Here is a 17,779-nt window from a genome sequence, read left to right as displayed (position 1 = left end):
GCTAGGCCTCCTCGCGGGCTAGTTCGTCGGCCAGCAGCGCCTGCTGCTCGGCCAGCTGAGTGGTTTTGGAAGCAAATACGTGTTCGAACAATTCGCTCGGCGGAGTATCGGCGTCTTGGTTCATGCCGTCGCGCAGCTGCTTCGCGACCGCCTCGGCGCGCTCGGTGATCTTCGCCTGCGCTTCCTCGGTGAGCAGTCCGGCATCGTCGAGGTAGGCCTGCATGCGCGTCACCGGGTCCTTGGCGATCCAGCCCTTGACCTCGGCGTCCTCGCGGTAGCGCTTGTCATCGTCGGCATTGGTGTGGGCCTGCATGCGGTAGGTGTGCGCCTCGATCAGCAACGGGCCGTTGCCTTCGCGGGCCAGCCGCACCGCGCGTCCCATCACGGCCATCAGCGCCATCAGGTCGTTGCCGTCTACGCGCTCGCCTGCCATGCCGTAGCCGACGGCCTTGTGCGCCAAGGAGGGTGCGGCCGACTGCTGCGCGAGCGGCACGGAGATGGCGTACTTGTTGTTCTGCACGAAGAAGATCACCGGAAGCTTGAAGACCGCGGCGAAGTTCAGCGCCTCGTGGAAGTCGCCCTCGCTGGTGGCGCCGTCGCCGCACATGGCGACCACCACGGTGTTCTCCCCGCGCAACTTGGCCGCATGGGCCACGCCAACCGCGTGCAGCAGCTGGGTGGTCAGCGGGGTGGACATCGGAGCGCAGTTGTACGCCTTGGGATCGTAGCCGCAGTGCCATTCACCGCGGAAGCTGGTCATGACCTCCATCGGGGCTACGCCCTTGGTGAGCACGGCGACGGTGTCGCGGTAGGTCGGGAACAGCCAGTCGCCGGCTTCGAGGCACAGGGACGCAGCCACTTGGCAGGCTTCCTGTCCGTGGCTTGAAGGGTACACGGCCATGCGTCCCTGACGGACGAGGGCCGAGTTCTGGTCGTTGACACGGCGGCCAACGGCGAGGGCGGAATATGCGTCCATGAGCTCGGCGGGGCTTGGCAGCGGGTACTCGTGCCCCGGCTCGGTGCCTTGCTCGCTCTGCTCGCGCAGCGTTCCATCCGGATCCAGAAGATTAATCATGTGCCGCGCTGGCAGCATGTAATCTTCGGGGGTAATCCCGAACTTCTTGCTGACTTCGGAGATGCGATCTTCGTGAGCTTCGGTGCTCATGCCATCCCGCCTTTCGTTCTCTGGTTGGGTCTCAAGAAACCATGTCTTGTGACTCAACTCACCCAAACATCATTTGCAATCAATTATGCGCAGGACGCTCAATTTGTATCCAGTCCGGAGTCGAATCGTAGAAAGTTGCGCTGAGGATCCGTATACTTGTAGACGATTAGTACGCACAAAATGGGTTTGGCGAATACTCGTCCTGCCCCTGCAAGGAGAAGAAATGGCCGCGGATGCGGAGCTGAAGCTGGACGATGTTGACCGAGCGATCTTGGCCGAGCTCACCAACGACGGGCGGCAATCGGTGACGACGGTGGCGCAGCGCGTGCACGTTTCCCGGGCCCACGCCTATTCGCGAATCGCAAAACTGCAAGATGCCGGGGTCATTACCCGATATACCGCCGTGATTGATCCGGTGAAGGCGGGGTTGAAAGCCAGCGCATATGTGACCCTGAAATTGCGCCAGCACTCCTGGCGGGAATTGCGCGACCACCTCGCCTCGATTCCCGAGGTGCATCATATTGGTCTGGTCGGCGGAAATTTCGATGTGATTCTACTGGTCCGTGCCAAAGACAATCTGGATCTGCGACGCGTGGTTTTTGAACATCTGCAATCCTTGCCTACGGTGCTGGACACCCAGACCTTACTGATCTTCGAGGATTCCGATACCCGCTAAGCGCGGACAGCAAAAAGCGGGCGGAACAGCATTTACTGTTCCGCCCGCTTTTCGCCGTTTAGTTGCCGCCGGTAAAGACCGGTGGCCGTTTCTCCTGGAAGGCCTTGAACCCTTCGGCATAGTCGCTGGTGTCGCACAGCGCCGCCTGCGCCTTGTTTTCGGTGCGCATGGAGGTCCAGAGCCCTACCCGCTGATCGCGGATCTCGGCGACAAGCGCCTTGGACGCGACAAAGGCCTGGGTCGCGCCGTGGGCCACCTTCGAGATAATCTCTTCGCTGCGCTCGATCAGCTCATCGGCCGGGAACGCGCGAGAAAATAGTCCCGAGCGCACGGCCTCCGCGCCGGAAATCAGCTCGGCGGTATAGATCATGTCGAGCGTCCGGTGGGCTCCCAGACGCTCGGTGAGCAGCCAGTGCCCGCCGGAGTCGAGGGTGGCGCCGAGATTTGCGAACGGCGAACCGATCTTCGCATTCTCCGCGACATACACTACGTCGGTGGCTACCGCGAGGCCCAGCCCGACACCCAGGCAGGCGCCTTGCACGATGGCGAAGGTGGGGGCCGGGAAACTGGACATCTTCTCCAGCAGCGGCTGAACCTGTCCATCCAGGTACCCCATGACGTCGTCATCGGCCGGGTTGACTCCGGAAATATCCCGGCCCGCACAGAATCCGCGGCCTTCGCCGGTGAGCACCAGCGCTCGTACCGTTCCCTCGGCCACCCCGGACGCTGCCCGGTCGTAGGCCTCGGAGAGCTCACGCAGAGCGGCCGGGTCCAAGGAATTCATCTTCTTCGGTGCGTTGAGCACCACGCGGGCGATGCCCTGGTCAATGCTTAGCTCGATCATGGCTTATCCCCTAGGAGTCGAAGTTGACGCTGAGCTTGTCGCTGGTTGGGTGCGACTGGCAGGTCAGCACGTAGCCGGCTTCTACTTCTTCCGGTTCCAGCGCGTAGTTCTCCGCCATGGACACGGTTCCCGAGGTGACCTTGGCACGGCAGGTGCCGCAGACCCCGCCGGCGCAGGCGAAGGGAACGTCCTGGCGGACTCGCAGAGCCGCATTGAGCACGGTTTCGTTGGCCCGTACCGGGGACTTCACCTCTCCCTGCAAGCCATCGAGGGTGAAGCTGATTTCGATGCTCTTCTCGTTTTCATCGACAAGCACGGGCCGTCCCACATGGCCCTGCGGACGATTCGGCTCACCGGTGGTGAACAACTCGAAGCGCACCTTTTCACTCGGGACTTCCAGCTCGGTGAGCTGATCGCGAACCATCTGGACCAGTTCGAAGGGACCGCAGAGGAACCATTCGTCGACCTGCTGTGCCTGCAGCACATTGGTAAGCAAGGCCGAAAGCTTCTCGGCATCGATACGTCCGGAGAGCAAGGGGGAAATGCGCTGTTCGCGGCTCAGCACGTGGTGCAATGCCAAGCGAGCCGGGTAGCGATCCTTCAGATCTGCCAGCTCCTCCAGGAACATTACGTCCATGGCCGCCTTATTGGCGTAGATCAAGTCGAATCGGGTATTTTCGTTCGCTTCGAGAATGGTGCGTGCAATCGCCAAGACCGGGGTAATCCCGCTGCCGGCGGCCACCGCCACGAACTGGTCCTGGTTCACGGTATCCACCGAGCTCGGGTCGTTCATTTCGGTGAGCTTGTGCTTCGAAATGAACGCGCCGGTGGGACTCATCACGTCGATCTGGTCTCCGGCGACAAGTTCTTCGTTGGCCCAGGTGGAGAATTGGCCGCCAAGGTCGCGCTTGATTGCGACCTTGATCAGCTCACCGGTCGGTGCCGCGCAGATCGAGTAGGAGCGGCGAACCTCAACTAGTTCGCCCTCCGTGTTTGGCAGTTCCTTGCGCAGCGCGACGTACTGGCCTGCCAAGTAATCGAAGTCGCTTGAAAGCTCTGCCGGGATCGCGAAGCTGACTTCGATGGAATCCTTGGTCAGCCGGCGCACCTCGGCGACCGTCAGGCGGTGGAAAGTGGCCCGACGACGGGTGGGGGTAGTTTGTTCGCTCATGAAAGCACCTTGAAATAGTCGAAGGGTTCTAAACAGTCTTTGCAGGAGTACAACGCCTTGCACGAAGTCGAAGCGAAGCGCGCGAGCTCTCGGGTGTTCAGGGAATGGCACCGTGGGCACTTGACGCTCATGCCTACGGTGACGCGCCCGCTATGTCCGGTACCGGTCGGCGGGGCAATTCCATACTCTTCGAGTTTGCGCTTGCCATCCTCGGTCATCCAGTCGGTCGACCAGGCCGGGGTCAGTACCAGCTTCACGTCGACCTTCTCGATGCCCACCGCGCGGAAGGCCAGGTACAGATCTTCGGTAATCACGTCCATGGCCGGGCAACCGGAATAGGTCGGGGTGATCACCACCTGCACGCTGCCGTCCGCATTGGCGTTGACCTCGCGCAAGATGCCCAGATCCGCGATGGACAGCACCGGAATTTCTGGATCAGTGACCTTCGCGGCAACGCCATAGAGTTCTTCTGCACTGGTTATTGCATTGCTCAAGACTGCTGCTCCCTTCAAACGGATTAGGGAATCGGTTACCAGCTCGCACCGGGGTGCTTGCGGGCAAGAACTTGCATCTCGGCCAGGATGTAGCCCATATGTTCGGAATGCTCTCCGGCGCGTCCATTCGCCATCGCCGATCCCGACTTCGGTTTTTCTAGCCCGGCTTCGGCGAGGACGGCGGTGATCTCCGCGTCCCATGCTTCGCGCAGCGAGGACGGGAGAACCGCCACCTCGCCGAGTGTGCGGTGCAGCTCCTCGTCCTGGAACATCTCTCCGGTGTATGGCCAGAGGATCTCCAGCGCGTGGCGCATCTTTTCGGCCGATTCCTCGGTTCCCCGTCCCAAGCGGATGGTCCAGGCGATGGCGTGGTCCCGGTGGTAGTCAACTTCCTTGACCGCCTTGGCGCAGATCGCCGAGATGGTTTCATCCGTCGATTCCAGCAATCGGCTGTAGAGCAGGTGCTGGTAGATCGAGACGATGAGCTGGCGCATGATGGTCACGCCAAAATGTCCGTTTGGCTGCTCCACGATATGCAGCGAGGTAAATTCCTCTTCCTCGCGCCAGTAGGCCAGATCATCTTCGGTCTTATCCCAAGCCAAACCGGCATAGGTCAAAAATGAACGGGCATGGCCGAGGATATCAAGGGCAATATTGCCCAAGGCAATATCTTCCTCGATTTCCGGCGCACGGGAGATCCAGTGCGAAAGCCGTTGGGCCAGGATCAGTGCGTCGTCTCCGAGGTGCAGGGCATAGGCGGCGACTTCGTCGCTTGGCTTGGCTCCTGCCACCGCGATGTCTTCCGGGCGCAGCGCGTTGCCCGGGGTGACGCGGGTGGCCGAGGCCAGCGCGTCGCCGAAGCTATCGAGCGAAGCGTCGAGCTCTTCGTGGTTCACAGGTGCTTCACCCCTTCGCTTGCCTTGTAGTAGGTGGCGTGGCGGTAGTCCTTGCCCTGCGGCGACTCGAAGAACGCGTCCTTGCTGTCCGGGTCGGAGGTGATGATATCGGTGGAAAGCACCACCCAGAGGGAAATGCCTTCGTTGCGCCGGGTGTACAGATCCCGGGCGTTGCGCAGGGCCATTTCCTTATCCGGGGCATGCAGCGATCCGGCGTGCACATGCGAGAGTCCGCGGGAGGACCGGACGAATACTTCCCACAGGGGCCAATTGCTCTTTTGGCTCATGCTAGGCAACCTCACTTTGTTCTTGCTTTGCGGCGTATGCGGTAGCGGCGTCACGGACCCAGGCGCCTTCACGGTGGGCCTTGCGGCGGTGTTCAAGCCGCTGGGCGTTGGCGGGACCGTTGCCCTTGATGACGTTCATGAATTCGTCCCAGTTCAGCTCCTTGTGGATCCACTGTTTCTTCTCTTCATCGAAGTGCAGGTCCGGATCCGGCAGGGTCATGCCCAGCACCTTGACCTGTTCTTCGATCATGCCCACGAAACGCTGGCGCAGTTCATCGTTGGAGAAGCGCTTGATCTTCCAGGCCATGGACTGGGCGGAGTTCGGCGACTGGTCATCCGGTGGACCGAACATCATCAGCGAGGGCTCGTAGAAGCGGTTGATGGCCTCTTGCGCCATCTTCTTCTGTGCCTCGGAGCCGCGGGAGAGGGAGAGCAGGATTTCGAATCCCTGGCGCTGATGGAAGGATTCTTCCTTGCAGATGCGCACCATTGCGCGTCCGTATGGACCATAGGAGGCACGGCATAGCGGCACCTGATTGGCGATGGCAGCACCGTCGACGAGCCAGCCGATGGCTCCCATATCGGCCCAGGTGCGTGCCGGGTAGTTGAAAATCGAGGAGTACTTGGCGCGTCCGGTCAGCAGCTGGTCGTTCAGCTCGTCGCGGTCGGTGCCCAGGGTTTCGGCCGCGGAGTACAGGTACAGACCGTGGCCGGCCTCGTCCTGGACCTTCGCCATCAGAATCGACTTGCGCTTCAAGGATGGGGCGCGCGTAATCCAGTTGGCTTCTGGCTGCATGCCGATGATTTCGGAGTGAGCGTGCTGGGACACCTGACGGGTTAATGTCTTGCGGTAGGGCTCTGGCATCCAGTCTCGAGGTTCTACCCGGGAATCGTCGTTGATCAGGGCGTCGAAGCGCGCCTGCGACTGCTGCTCTTCATAGCTTGGGACGGCACTCAGTCCCGGCTCCTGCGGTGTGGTCGGGGCCATGGTTCACCTCACTGAAATTCAATTTACATACTGACCGTTCGTTCAGTATATGAGGGTGCGCTCGATCACGTCAACAGCACCGCCGGGACGGGCGTCACATTCGAAGGCAGGCGCCCCGAAATGAGCCTGAGGGCGCAAAAATGCCCCAGGCGGCACCTGGGGCATTTATAGGGTTTTGCGGCTACCGGCTATGCGTTTACGGTGGCCTTCTTGCTCTTGAAGATCAACGCATCGACCGATACGCGGCCCGGCCCCACGAGGAGCAACGCAAGGGCGCCGGCGGCCAATGCCAGCACCAGCTCAATGCCGCCGTTCTCCACGAAAACGCCACCCGGAATGTGGACCATGAATAGCGCAACGACCATTTGCGCACCCAGCAAGCCTGCGAACACGCGAGTCAGCAGGCCGAGGATCAAAGCTGCGCCGCCGACGATTTCAAGGGTAGCGGCGACCGGTGCGATAATTCCGGCGGCCGGAACGCCCATCTGGCCAAAGGCCGCCGTGGTGCCTTCGAGGGTGAACTGGAAATACTTCTGCCAGCCGTGAGCCAGGAAGAGGAAGCCGAAGGCAAGGCGCAGCATGGTTTGGGCGATGACCTGCAGGCGTGGATTATCGATGAGGTTATTCATATGGGTACTCCTGGTGAATTTTTCCAAATGCATTGGATCTCGAATGATCAGCTCCGCGCCGACGGGTCGGCGCTAGCTCTGCTTCCAGCCTAAGTTAATTTACTTTAATCTTCAACTAATGTTGCGTGGTGCAACAACCAAGCCCAATAAGTGCGCACACAAATTCGGCCCGCCTTGGCACCGCCTCGGGTGAGGACGCTGCAAGGGCGGGCCGAATTTACGCGGTAGCGCTAGGAAAACCTAGAGCACCTTGGAGAGGAAGTCGCGGGTACGTTCCTGCTGTGGGTTGCCGAACAGTTCCTCTGGCTTGCCTTCTTCGCAAACCACACCACCATCCATGAAGACCACGCGGTCCCCCACTTCGCGGGCGAAGCCCATCTCATGGGTGACCAGCACCATGGTCATGCCCGAGTCGGCGAGTTCCTTGATCACCTGCAGCACCTCGCCGACCATCTCCGGGTCCAACGCGCTTGTTGCCTCGTCGAAGAGCATGATGCCCGGGGACATCGCCAACGCACGGGCGATCGCCACACGCTGCTTCTGTCCGCCGGAAAGCGAGGCCGGACGGGCATTGGCCTTTTCAGCCAAGCCCACACGGGTCAGCAGCTCTTCGGCTTTAGCCCGCGCCTCGGTCCGGTTCAGCTTCTTCAGCTCCACCGGTGCCAACATGATGTTCTCTGCCACCGACATATGCGGGAACAGGTTGAAATGCTGGAACACCATGCCCACATGGCGACGGACCTCGTTGATATCCACCTTCGGATCGGTGACGTCGAATCCGTCAACAACCACCTTGCCCGAGGAAATATCCTCCAGCTTATTCAGGCAGCGCAGCAGCGTTGACTTGCCGGAGCCCGAAGGCCCGATCACGCAGACAACCTCGCCTTCGCCCACCTGAAGATCGATGCCCTTGAGGACCTCGTTGGAGCCGAAGGACTTGCGCAGTTCCTGGACCTGGATCTTCGTCGTGGCGGTTTGCTCGCTTACGGTGCTCACTTGTTAAACCTCCGATCGGCAAAGTTTGCCAATTTGGTCAGGGCCATGATGGCGATGAAGTAGATGATGCCGACGATGAACAGGGTCTCGGTGACACGGAAGTTCGCCGCGTAGATCTGCTGACCCTGGTAGAGCAGCTCGGCAAAGCCGATGGCGAGCAGCAGGGAGGAATCCTTGAGCATGATGATCAACTGGTTGATCAAGGAAGGAGTCATCATCTTGAAGGCCTGCGGCACCACAACCTTCTGCATTGACTTTCCGTAGCCAAGGCCCAGCGAACGGGAGGCTTCCAGCTGCCCTGGATCAACCGACTGGATACCGCCGCGAACGATCTCGGCAATATACGCGCCGGCGTTCAGCGACAGGGTAAGCACACCTGCAACCCAGATGCTGACATCCCAGCCGGTGAGCTGAGGCAGGCCGAAGTAGAACATGAAGGCCCAGAGCAGCAGCGGCGTGCCACGGAAGATATTGACGAATGACGTCGAAATTCCGCGGACCACGATGTTGCCCGAAATCTTCATGAAGCCAAAGAGCAGACCAAGAACCATGGCCACCGCGAAGGAAATCGCCGTCACCAACAGGGTATTCCCCAAACCGGTCATCAACGCCGGCAAGGACTTGGCCACCAGGTCGAAGAAGTTGCTGGGCACCGCCGCGCTCGGATCGGCCAGGTACTCGTTCAGGATCTTGTCGTACTCCCCGCTGGCTTTCAGCTCGGCCAGCCCGTCGTTGAAGGCCGCCAGCAGCGCGGTATTCTCGCCCTTGTTGACCGCGAAACCATAGGAGCCGCCCGGCACCTTGTCGGTCACCGTCTTCAAACCGTTGTTCTGCGCGATGCCGTAGGCAAGGACCGGGTAGTCGTCGATGACGGCCACGGCGCTGCCGGACTTCACCGATTCGTACATGGTGGCCGACTGGTCCAAGGACTTGACGGTGAAGCCGTACTCGTCCGCGATGGACTTCGCGTAGGTCTCGCCCTCTGAACCGGTCTTGGCTACAACGGTTTCACCCTCGAGGTCTTCATAGCCCTTGGTGGTCTCGTCGTCGCGATCCACCGCCATCTGAACACCGGATTCAAAGTATGGCTCGGAGAAATCATAGATTTCCTTGCGATCGTCGGTAATCGACATACCGGCGATCACGCCATCGACCTGGTTCGAGGACAACGCCTGCAAGGCAGCGCTGAAGCCCAGCGAACGAATCTCGACGTTGAAGCCTTGATCCTCGGCGATGGTATTGATCAGATCCATGTCGATGCCGGTGAGCTCGCCATCCTGGCGGAACTCAAACGGAGCGAAGGTGGTGTCGGTGCCGATGACGTACGTTTGGCCCTCGACGCTCTCATTGCCCTGGGCCAACGCCCCGGGCGCCCCGGCTACCAGCGCCATGAAACCGATGGCAGCCGCAGCAATCCACCGAGTCAAACGCCTCGACCTCAAAGTAGTGCGTGTGTTTTTCACTGCTGAATCACTTTCTATTGCGAATAGGGCGCTTTGCCCTTGGTGCAGTTCGATTCTTTATGTTAGTTAGCCTATGGCCAATGTGGGCCAGCCGACACCCTTTGCTCCATGTCCGCGTGCCTTAAACGAGGAATTTACCGCTCGATTCCTGTCCGCGCTGAGCATAGCCAACCCCACAGGCGCCGCTGGTGGGATTGAATGGGTGCATGACTTCTGCATCGATTACCGCTAGCGCGCCGCTCGCAGCGAAGATTCCCACGATCCGCGAATTCCATGGAGACTCCTTCACCGACGACTATGAGTGGTTGCGGGAAAAGACCAGCAAGCAGGTACTGGACCACCTGAACGCGGAGAATGCCTACACCGATGCGGTCACCTCGGATCAGGAAGAGCTGCGCCAGGAGATCTTCAAGGAGATCAAGGCGCGCACCGTTGAAACCGATTTGTCGGTTCCCACGCGGCGGCGCGGCTGGTGGTACTACACCCGTTCGGTTGAAGGTAAGCCCTACACCATCCAGTGCCGGGTCAAGGCCGAAGACTCCCCCGATACCCGCGCCGACTGGACTCCGCCGGTCATCGACCCGGTCGAAGCGCTGCCCGGGGAGCAGGTGCTGCTCGACGGCAATCAGCTGGCCGAGGGCCAGTCGTTCTTCGCGCTGGGCGGCATGGCCATCAACGAGCCGAGCAACCTGCTGGCATACTGCATCGATACCCAGGGCGATGAGCGCTTCACCCTGTACATCAAGGATCTGGAAACCGGGCAGCTGCTTCCGGACGTCATCGAGGGCGTGTTCTACGGACTGGCCTTCTCCCCCGATTCCTCCACCGTCTACTACCTGGTCGTTGACGATACGTGGCGCCCGCATCAGGTGCGCGCCCACGTGCTGGGCAGCGATCCGGCCAGCGATACGGTGGTTTTCCAGGAAGATGATCCGGGCATGTGGCTCGGCTTCGATCTCAGCGCAGACCTCCAGCAGCTGCTGATTTCCAGCGGCAACTCCGAATACGCGGAGACCAGCGTTTTGGATCTGAACGACAAAGACGGACAGGTGCGCTTGCTCGTTCCGCGCGAACTGCGTCTGCTCCACGGGGTCGACCTGCTGCCCGGAGACGATCGGCGCGCCCTGATCACCCACGACCACCAGGCACCGAACAATATGCTCTCGCTGGTCGAGCTGGCGCAGCTGGGCGCCGACACCGACCCGGCAAGCTGGCGCACGGTGCTCGGGCACGAGTCCACGGTCAAGATCGAGGGCACCGCGCTGACCGCCACGCATCTGGTGGTTTCCGTGCGTCGCGATACCTGTGAACGGGTTCAGCTGATTCCGCTGGAATCGCTGGGCACCGAATCGCAGTTGCCGGTGCTCGAGCCGGCCTTCGACGAGGAGCTGTTCACCGCCGCCGCCACCTTCGCAGATCTGGAAGCCCCGCTGATCCGCATCGGGTACACCTCGGATTTCACTCCGGCGCGCGTCTACGACCTGTGGCTGGATGACAAGGAATTGGTGCTGCGCAAGCAGACTCCGGTGAACGACTACGACTCGGCGGACTACCTGTCCACGCGCGAATGGGCGACGGCCGCCGATGGCACGAAGATTCCGTTGACGGTGATGCGCCGCGCGGATTTGGACACCTCGGTGCCGAATCCGGTGCTGATCTACGGCTACGGCTCCTATGAGGCGTCGATGGATCCGGGATTCGGGATTCCGCGGTTGAGCGTGCTGGACCGCGGGGTGGTCTTCGTGATCGCCCACGTGCGCGGCGGCGGCGAGCTGGGCCGCAACTGGTACCTGCAGGGCAAGAAGCTGTCCAAGCGGAACACCTTCACCGACTTCATCGATGCCACGGTGCATCTGATCGATGCGGGCTGGGCCGATCCGGCGCGCATCGCGGCTCTGGGCGGCTCGGCGGGCGGCCTGCTGATGGGCGCCATCGCCAACCTGGCCCCGCAGCTGTACACCTCGATCATCGCCCAAGTTCCCTTCGTGGACCCGCTGACCTCGATCCTGGATCCGGAGCTGCCGCTCTCTGCCCTGGAGTGGGAAGAATGGGGCAACCCGATCGAGGACAAGGAGGTCTATGAGTACATGAAGGCCTACTCCCCCTACGAGAACGTTGCGGCCGTGGACTACCCGCGCATCGCCGCGGTGACTTCCTTGAACGACACCCGCGTGCTTTACGTGGAGCCGGCCAAATGGGTGGCGAAGCTGCGCGAGGTCGGCACCGGCAGCGAACCGATCTTGCTGAAAACCGAGATGGAAGGCGGCCACGGCGGCGCCTCGGGCCGCTACGAGGCGTGGAAGAATCGCGCCTGGGATTACGCCTTTGCCCTCGATGCGCTGGGCAAGAACCCGGCCACGGCGAAGTAACCCGCGAGGGAACCTAAGCCTGAATCCACCGATCCGCCCACAACCTTCGATTGATTTCGATGGCTGTGGGCGGTTTCGTTTTTCGGCGCGGTGCGAAACCGGTTCGGTGATGGGATACCAGCAGTGCGAGGAACCCTTTATTCTGCGTGCTCATCAGCGCCTTTGCCGCCGAGCGGCGCCGGCTCTCCGCGTAATTGTGACGTCCACCATTAGACAGCAGGGCTTGAGATGGGTCACAATCTAGTATTACCTAATGATCGTTCGGTAACTAATTCGGCGGAGGCCCCTATGAGCGAAACCCAAATCGATAAGTCACTACCCCACGCAATCTTGCACAATGACTATGCCACCCAGTGGATGGGCATTGAAGTGGTGGAAGTGGGCGACGGGTTTGCGGTCATTACGATGACGCTCCGCCGGGAAATGCTCAACGGCTTCGGCATCGCCCACGGCGGAATGATCTTCTCGCTGGCCGATACCGCGTTTGCCTTGAGCTGCAACCCGCCGGAAGGCTCCGCGGACACCATCACCGTGGCTTCGGGGGCCGACATCAATTTCCTCAAGCCGGGGATCCCGGGACGCCTGCTGACGGCAACCGCGCAGCGCGTCTCGCAGCAAGGGCGCAGCGGAATCTACGACATCACGGTCACCCAGCCAAGCAGCGATGGCGGGATTGAAACCGTGGCCGAGTTCAGAGGCCGCTCCCGCACCGTCCCGAAGCCTAAGACCCGCTAAAAACATTCAGCCACCTCACGAAAGAATGAGCATGTCACAGCCAACTGACCGCGATAACTTGCCCAACCCACTGGATCCCGAAGAGACCATGAGCCGGGACCAGATCGAGTCGATTCAGCTCACTCGACTAAAAGAAACGCTGGACTACGCCTACACCAATGTTCCTTACTACAAGGATAAGTACGACGCGGCTGGCGTGCACCCCACAGATTTGAAGGAACTTGCAGATCTGAAGCTGTTCCCGTTCACCGAAAAAGAAGATCTGCGCAAGAACTACCCCTTCGGCATGTTCGCCGTTCCGCAGCATCAGGTGGCGCGGATCCACGCTTCCTCGGGCACCACCGGGCGGGCCACCGTGGTGGGCTACACCCAGCAGGACCTGGATGATTGGGCCAAGATGGGTGCACGTTGTTTGCGCCTCTCCGGGGTCAAGCCGGGCTGGAAGGTCCACAACGCCTACGGCTACGGCTTGTTCACCGGCGGCATGGGCGCGCACGCGGCTGCCGAGCGCCTGGGCACCACCGTCATCCCGATGTCCGGCGGACAGACCGAAAAACAGATTACGCTGATCAAGGACTTCGAGCCGGACGCGATCCTGTGCACCCCGACCTACCTGCTGACCATCGGCGATGCCATGCAGCGGGCGGGCTTGGACCCGCGCGACACCTCGCTGAAAGTCGCCGTCTGCGGCGCCGAACCGTGGACCGAAGAGATGCGCCACGAGCTGGAAGAGATGTTCGGCATCGACGCCTGCGACATCTATGGACTCTCCGAGGTCATGGGCCCGGGAGTGGCCGGCGAATCCGTCGAGCTCAAGGACGGCAGCCACATCTGGGAGGACCATTTCCGTCCCGAAATCGTGGATGCGTTCGACGAAACCAAAGTACTAAACGACGGCGAACACGGCGAGCTGGTCTTCACCTCGCTGACCAAGCAGGCACTGCCGATCATCCGCAACCGCACGCACGATCTGACCCGCCTCCTGCCCGGCTCGGTCCGCCCCGGCCACCGCCGCATGGGCCGCATCACCGGGCGCAGCGATGACATGATCATTCTGCGCGGGGTGAATCTCTTCCCAAGCCAGATCGAAGAGCTGATCCTGAAGCTGCCGGCGCTCTCGCCGCACTTCCAGCTGGTGCTGACCCGTCCGGGCCGCATGGACCAGCTCGCGGTCAAGGTGGAGCGACGCACCGGCGCGTCGGCCGCGGAAGCCGCCAACGCGGCCAACGACCTGGCGAAACTGATCAAGATCCATGTGGGATCCTCCTGCGCCATCGAGGTATTGGATCCGGAAACGCTCGAGCGCTCCATGGGCAAGCTCAAGCGCATCTATGACATGCGAGACAAGTAAAGCCTGCTTGCCGTGGGACAATCGAGGGATCATGAGACTTATCGACAAAGCGAACACCCCGCTCAAAAGGGGACGCCCGGGCTACGATCAGGAGTCCGTCCTGCGCATCGCGGTCGAGGCTTTTAACGAACACGGGTATGAAGCCACCTCGATGGGTAAGCTGGCGGACCGGCTGGGCATCAGCAAGTCCGCCATCTACCACCATGTTCCCTCCAAAGAGGATCTGCTGCGGCTGGCCCTTGATGAGGCGCTGATTCCGCTGGAGGCGGTCATCATCGAGGTGCGCGCCCATCAGGGCAGCGCCGATGAGCGCCTGGACTTCTTCTTGCGGGCAACTTTCCGCATCCTGATCTCCAAGCGCAGCTACGTGACCTTGCTGCTGCGGCTGCGTGGCAACACGGAGCTGGAACGCGCCGCGCTGGAACGTCGTCGCGCCATGGACCGCCAGCTTGCCGAGCTGGTGACCGCGGCGCAGTCCGAGGGCGAGCTCCGCGCGGATCTCGATCCACGCGCCACCGCACGTTTGCTCTTCGGCCTGATCAACTCCGTGGTCGACTGGTTCCGCGAAGATGGCCCGATCGAGGCAAAGACCCTGGAAGACCAGGCGATCACCTTGCTCTTCGACGGGCTGCATTCCACCGGCGCATAGATTCACCAGCTCGGCCCCGAGGCGCCGCCCATGTGGCGCGGTCGCCTCGGGGTCGAGCTTTTTTATTACCTTCCCGAAACCGGTCGATAATCGTCTTCACAGGTTGCGGCGATAGCATCATAAGAGTGCGTTTTGCGCCCGCCCGATCATTTCCCAGTCAATCTAAGAAGCGTCGTGGAAGAACTTTTTTACACTCTTTTCTCCCAGCTGCCAGGCACCGATTCAGGCATGCAGGTCGCACTGTTCTCACTGAGCGCGCTGCTCTCGGTGGTCGCCTGTGCCTTGCTGGCACACCGTAATGATCTAGGTTGGTGGGCCCAAATTCTCGCGGTCTTCGCCGGTCCGCTGGTCATTGCAATGCAGTACGACACCCTGTTCCTGGTGTACGCGATCCCGTCCCTGCTCATCGGAGTCTTCGGCCTCTGGCGGTTCTCCCGCTACAAATTCCAGGGAAAGTTCACCCGGCAGGTGCTCCGCGCACCGCTGGGGCTCTCCGCAATCATCGCCGCGGCGCTCGGGGTGGCGGTGCTCACCGCCTTGCACCTGGGCGAAATGCTCACCACCGGTTTCGCGTTTACCGCCGGCACCGGCACCATTTGGGTTTCCTATCTCACCGAGGCCGTGGTGCTGGTCTCCTTCGCCCTTATCGCCTGCGGCATCCGTGCCGGGTGGCTGCTGATGGCCCTGGCCTCGGCCGTCTACGTGGCCACCCTGTTCGCCAACAACCCGGCCTTCGCGTTGCTGCTGGTCTGGGTGTTCATGGTCATCGCCGCGCTCTATGCCTGGTTCATGTGGCGCACGCTGCCGCGGCGGGACTCGGCGGATCACGCCGGCGGAACACCGGCCGTGTCCGGCTAGCCTCCGGAACTTTCGAAACGGCAAAAGAGCAGTGGCTGCGGAATCTTCTTCCGCAGCCACTGCTCTTTTATTCTCGGCTCTTAGTCCTGCCAGTTGGCGTAGATGGTATCTTCCTTCTCCACCAGCGTTAGCACGTCGTAGGTCGCCACGATCTCATCGTTCTGGTTGTGCAGAATCGCATCCCAGGCGACCTCGCCGTACTCATCGGTGACCCGCGGGGTGATCTTCTTGGCGGTCAACGTGACGCGCACCGAATCACCGACGGCTACCGGGGTGATGAAGCGCAGGTTCTCCAGGCCGTAGTTGGCCAAGACGGGTCCCGGAGCCGGCTCCACGAAGAGCCCGGCGGCCCAGGAGACCAGCAGGTAGCCGTGCGCCACGGTGCCCGGGAAGAACGGGTTGGCTTCCGCGGCCAACTGGTTCACGTGGGCGTAGAAGGTGTCACCGGTTTCGTTGGCGAAGGCGGTGATCTCCTCCTGGCTGACCTGGCGCAGGTCCGAGGCCAGTCCGTCGCCGATCTTCAGTTCGGCCAGCGACTTGCGGAACGGGTGCACATTTCCGGGCGTGGCACCGAACTTCTCGCTGCCGGCAAGCTGCCGCGCAGCACCGGTGTGCCACACGCCGGTCAGCGCGGTGAGCATATTCGGCGAACCCTGCACCGCGGTGCGCTGCATGTGGTGCATCACCGAGCGGATACCGCCCAGCTCCTCGCCGCCGCCGGCGCGGCCTGGACCGCCGTGGACCAGGTGCGGAACCGGCGAGCCGTGGCCGGTGGTGCTGCGTGCGGTCTCGCGGTTCAGGATGTGCACGCGCCCGTGGTGGGCGGCGATGCCCAGGGTCAGGGTGCGCATGATTTCCGGATCATTGGTGCAGACCGTGGCGACCAGCGAACCGGAGCCCATGGCCGCCAGCTCGATGGCTTCTTCCACGGAGCCGTAGCCGATGACCGAGGACACCGGGCCGAAGGCTTCGCGGGAGTGCAGGATCGGATTCCGGGCATCGTCCCAGCGCAAAACCAGCGGGGACATGAAGGCCCCGCCCTCGGCGATCGCGTCGCGTTCCGGGGCCACGCGGACCGCCGGGTCACCCAGCCGGCCAAAGGCCAGCTCGCCGCCGGCGTCGAGCATATCCTGGACCGCGGCTCGCACGTCTCGCAGCTGCTCCACCGAGGCGAGCGCGCCCATGGTGACGCCCGCAACGCGCGGGTCGCCGAGCACCACACGCTCATCGATGCGCTTGCCGATCGCGTTGATCACCGCGTCGACCTGGGCTTCCGGGACGATATTGCGGCGGATCGCGGTGCATTTCTGTCCGGCCTTCGAGGTCATTTCGCCCACGACAGCCTTGACGAAGGCGTCGAATTCGGCGGTGCCCTCCACCGCATCCGGGCCGAGAATCGCGGCGTTCAACGAGTCGGTTTCGGCGCTGAAGCGCACTCCCCCGTCGATCACGTTCGGGTGGGACTTCAACCGGCTGGCGGTCGCCGCCGATCCGGTGAAGGAGAACATATCGCGGTAGTCGAGGTGATCCATCAGGTCGCGCGCGGAGCCCGAGATCAGCTGCAGCGACCCTTCGGGCAGAATGCCCGATTCGATGATCATGCGCACAGCGACTTCGGTCAGGTACCCGGTGGGAGTCGCCGGCTTCACGATGGTGGGCACCCCGGCGATGAAGGCCGGTGCGAACTTTTCAAGCATTCCCCAAACCGGGAAGTTGAAGGCGTTGACCTGGACGACTACCCCGGACAGCGCGGTGTAGATGTGCGAGCCGAGGAAGGATCCGTCCTTGCTCAGCGGTTCGGCGTTGCCGTCGATGATGACGTTGCTGTTGGGAAGTTCACGGCGCCCTTTGGAAGAGAAGGTGAACAGCACCCCGATGCCGCCGTCGATATCGACCATCGAGTCGATCTTCGTGGCGCCGGTCTTATAGGAGACCTCGTAGAGATCCTTGCGGCGCTCGTTGAGGTACATGGCAAGTTCCTTGAGCTTCAAGGCCCGCTCATGCAGGGAAAGCTTGGACAGCTCGCGCTGTCCGACGCCGCGGCCGTACGCGACGGCTCCTGCGACGTCTAGGCTTCCGCCGGTGACGGTGGTGAGCAGCTCACCGGTGTTGGCGTCGCGGACTTCGGTGCCGCCCTGGGCTTCGGGGGTTTGCCATTGACCGGCAATGAAACTTGGGACCACACCAATCTGGGATGTCGACATCGAC

17 protein-coding genes are annotated in these 17,779 nt (G+C 61.8%); 6 read left to right on the top strand and 11 right to left on the bottom strand.

Features of this window, described 5'->3' with window-relative positions:
* Position 1: 1 nt before the first annotated feature.
* Positions 2-1,165, bottom strand: a complete 1,164-nt coding sequence (pdhA, locus tag ACT3TP_RS06030) for a pyruvate dehydrogenase (acetyl-transferring) E1 component subunit alpha (protein ID WP_444619865.1) — start codon at positions 1,163-1,165, stop codon at positions 2-4.
* Positions 1,166-1,388: 223 nt separating this feature from the next.
* Here pdhA and ACT3TP_RS06025 point away from each other — a divergent pair, with 223 nt between their 5' ends.
* A complete protein-coding gene (locus ACT3TP_RS06025; RefSeq protein ID WP_096283468.1) occupies positions 1,389-1,841 on the top strand; it encodes an Lrp/AsnC family transcriptional regulator in 453 nt (150 codons plus the stop codon).
* A 58-nt stretch (positions 1,842-1,899) separates the two neighbouring features.
* On the opposite strand, the gene ACT3TP_RS06020 is transcribed toward ACT3TP_RS06025, so the two are convergent.
* The 9 genes from ACT3TP_RS06020 to ACT3TP_RS05980 all read right to left on the bottom strand — a co-directional run bounded on the left by ACT3TP_RS06020 (position 1,900) and on the right by ACT3TP_RS05980 (position 9,537).
* The gene (locus ACT3TP_RS06020) at positions 1,900-2,685 is read right to left on the bottom strand and encodes an enoyl-CoA hydratase/isomerase family protein (RefSeq protein ID WP_444619863.1); all 786 of its coding nucleotides are present in this window, start codon (positions 2,683-2,685) and stop codon (positions 1,900-1,902) included.
* A gap of 10 nt (positions 2,686-2,695) precedes the next feature.
* Positions 2,696-3,856, bottom strand: coding sequence for a 1,2-phenylacetyl-CoA epoxidase subunit PaaE (paaE, locus tag ACT3TP_RS06015; RefSeq protein WP_096283464.1), 1,161 nt, complete (start codon positions 3,854-3,856; stop codon positions 2,696-2,698).
* A complete protein-coding gene (gene paaD, locus ACT3TP_RS06010) occupies positions 3,853-4,350 on the bottom strand; it encodes a 1,2-phenylacetyl-CoA epoxidase subunit PaaD (protein ID WP_096283462.1) in 498 nt (165 codons plus the stop codon). The genes paaE and paaD overlap by 4 nt, the downstream gene beginning before the upstream one ends.
* Before the next feature lie 35 nt (positions 4,351-4,385).
* A complete protein-coding gene (gene paaC, locus ACT3TP_RS06005) occupies positions 4,386-5,246 on the bottom strand; it encodes a 1,2-phenylacetyl-CoA epoxidase subunit PaaC (RefSeq protein WP_444619861.1) in 861 nt (286 codons plus the stop codon).
* Positions 5,243-5,533, bottom strand: coding sequence for a 1,2-phenylacetyl-CoA epoxidase subunit PaaB (paaB, locus tag ACT3TP_RS06000; RefSeq protein WP_096283458.1), 291 nt, complete (start codon positions 5,531-5,533; stop codon positions 5,243-5,245). The genes paaC and paaB overlap by 4 nt, the downstream gene beginning before the upstream one ends.
* Position 5,534: 1 nt before the next feature.
* Complete coding sequence (gene paaA, locus ACT3TP_RS05995) at positions 5,535-6,521, bottom strand: 1,2-phenylacetyl-CoA epoxidase subunit PaaA (RefSeq protein ID WP_444619859.1); 987 nt, start codon at positions 6,519-6,521, stop codon at positions 5,535-5,537.
* Positions 6,522-6,709: 188 nt separating this feature from the next.
* Complete coding sequence (locus tag ACT3TP_RS05990) at positions 6,710-7,150, bottom strand: DoxX family protein (protein ID WP_444619857.1); 441 nt, start codon at positions 7,148-7,150, stop codon at positions 6,710-6,712.
* Positions 7,151-7,390: 240 nt separating this feature from the next.
* Positions 7,391-8,146 (bottom strand): amino acid ABC transporter ATP-binding protein, encoded by a 756-nt coding sequence (locus ACT3TP_RS05985; RefSeq protein WP_444619855.1) that lies wholly within the window; start codon positions 8,144-8,146, stop codon positions 7,391-7,393.
* On the bottom strand, positions 8,143-9,537 hold the full coding sequence (locus ACT3TP_RS05980; protein ID WP_444619899.1) for an amino acid ABC transporter substrate-binding protein/permease: 1,395 nt from the start codon (positions 9,535-9,537) through the stop codon (positions 8,143-8,145). Before ACT3TP_RS05980 ends, ACT3TP_RS05985 begins: the two co-directional genes overlap by 4 nt.
* A 278-nt stretch (positions 9,538-9,815) precedes the next feature.
* Here ACT3TP_RS05980 and ACT3TP_RS05975 point away from each other — a divergent pair, with 278 nt between their 5' ends.
* The 5 genes from ACT3TP_RS05975 (at position 9,816) to ACT3TP_RS05955 (ending at position 15,571) form a co-directional block, all read left to right on the top strand.
* On the top strand, positions 9,816-11,978 hold the full coding sequence (locus ACT3TP_RS05975) for a S9 family peptidase (protein ID WP_444619853.1): 2,163 nt from the start codon (positions 9,816-9,818) through the stop codon (positions 11,976-11,978).
* Positions 11,979-12,266: 288 nt separating this feature from the next.
* The gene (gene paaI / locus ACT3TP_RS05970) at positions 12,267-12,713 is read left to right on the top strand and encodes a hydroxyphenylacetyl-CoA thioesterase PaaI (protein ID WP_444619851.1); all 447 of its coding nucleotides are present in this window, start codon (positions 12,267-12,269) and stop codon (positions 12,711-12,713) included.
* Between the two features lie 31 nt (positions 12,714-12,744).
* On the top strand, positions 12,745-14,064 hold the full coding sequence (locus tag ACT3TP_RS05965; protein ID WP_444619849.1) for a phenylacetate--CoA ligase family protein: 1,320 nt from the start codon (positions 12,745-12,747) through the stop codon (positions 14,062-14,064).
* A gap of 31 nt (positions 14,065-14,095) precedes the next feature.
* On the top strand, positions 14,096-14,713 hold the full coding sequence (locus ACT3TP_RS05960; protein WP_444619847.1) for a TetR/AcrR family transcriptional regulator: 618 nt from the start codon (positions 14,096-14,098) through the stop codon (positions 14,711-14,713).
* 174 nt (positions 14,714-14,887) lie between these two features.
* The gene (locus ACT3TP_RS05955) at positions 14,888-15,571 is read left to right on the top strand and encodes a hypothetical protein (protein WP_444619845.1); all 684 of its coding nucleotides are present in this window, start codon (positions 14,888-14,890) and stop codon (positions 15,569-15,571) included.
* Positions 15,572-15,651: 80 nt separating this feature from the next.
* Here ACT3TP_RS05955 and paaZ read toward each other — a convergent pair whose 3' ends face one another.
* Entirely contained in the window at positions 15,652-17,775 is a 2,124-nt protein-coding gene (paaZ, locus tag ACT3TP_RS05950) for a phenylacetic acid degradation bifunctional protein PaaZ (RefSeq protein ID WP_444619843.1), read from the bottom strand.
* Positions 17,776-17,779 lie beyond the last annotated feature (4 nt).

This window comes from Glutamicibacter sp. AOP38-B1-38 (assembly GCF_052377485.1).
GTDB lineage: Bacteria > Actinomycetota > Actinomycetes > Actinomycetales > Micrococcaceae > Glutamicibacter.
Note: the sequence above shows the minus strand (reverse complement) of the source record. Positions and strands in the feature narration are given on the sequence as shown.

Coding starts and splice junctions, on each gene's coding strand:
- paaB (WP_096283458.1), bottom strand. CDS start 5,533: ATGAGCCAAAAGAGCAATTGGCCCCTGTGGGAAGTATTCGTCCGGTCC.
- pdhA (WP_444619865.1), bottom strand. CDS start 1,165: ATGAGCACCGAAGCTCACGAAGATCGCATCTCCGAAGTCAGCAAGAAG.
- ACT3TP_RS06025 (WP_096283468.1), top strand. CDS start 1,389: ATGGCCGCGGATGCGGAGCTGAAGCTGGACGATGTTGACCGAGCGATC.
- ACT3TP_RS05960 (WP_444619847.1), top strand. CDS start 14,096: ATGAGACTTATCGACAAAGCGAACACCCCGCTCAAAAGGGGACGCCCG.
- ACT3TP_RS05975 (WP_444619853.1), top strand. CDS start 9,816: ATGACTTCTGCATCGATTACCGCTAGCGCGCCGCTCGCAGCGAAGATT.
- paaA (WP_444619859.1), bottom strand. CDS start 6,521: ATGGCCCCGACCACACCGCAGGAGCCGGGACTGAGTGCCGTCCCAAGC.
- ACT3TP_RS05965 (WP_444619849.1), top strand. CDS start 12,745: ATGTCACAGCCAACTGACCGCGATAACTTGCCCAACCCACTGGATCCC.
- ACT3TP_RS05980 (WP_444619899.1), bottom strand. CDS start 9,537: ATGGCGCTGGTAGCCGGGGCGCCCGGGGCGTTGGCCCAGGGCAATGAG.
- paaE (WP_096283464.1), bottom strand. CDS start 3,856: ATGAGCGAACAAACTACCCCCACCCGTCGTCGGGCCACTTTCCACCGC.
- paaI (WP_444619851.1), top strand. CDS start 12,267: ATGAGCGAAACCCAAATCGATAAGTCACTACCCCACGCAATCTTGCAC.
- ACT3TP_RS06020 (WP_444619863.1), bottom strand. CDS start 2,685: ATGATCGAGCTAAGCATTGACCAGGGCATCGCCCGCGTGGTGCTCAAC.
- paaZ (WP_444619843.1), bottom strand. CDS start 17,775: ATGTCGACATCCCAGATTGGTGTGGTCCCAAGTTTCATTGCCGGTCAA.
- ACT3TP_RS05990 (WP_444619857.1), bottom strand. CDS start 7,150: ATGAATAACCTCATCGATAATCCACGCCTGCAGGTCATCGCCCAAACC.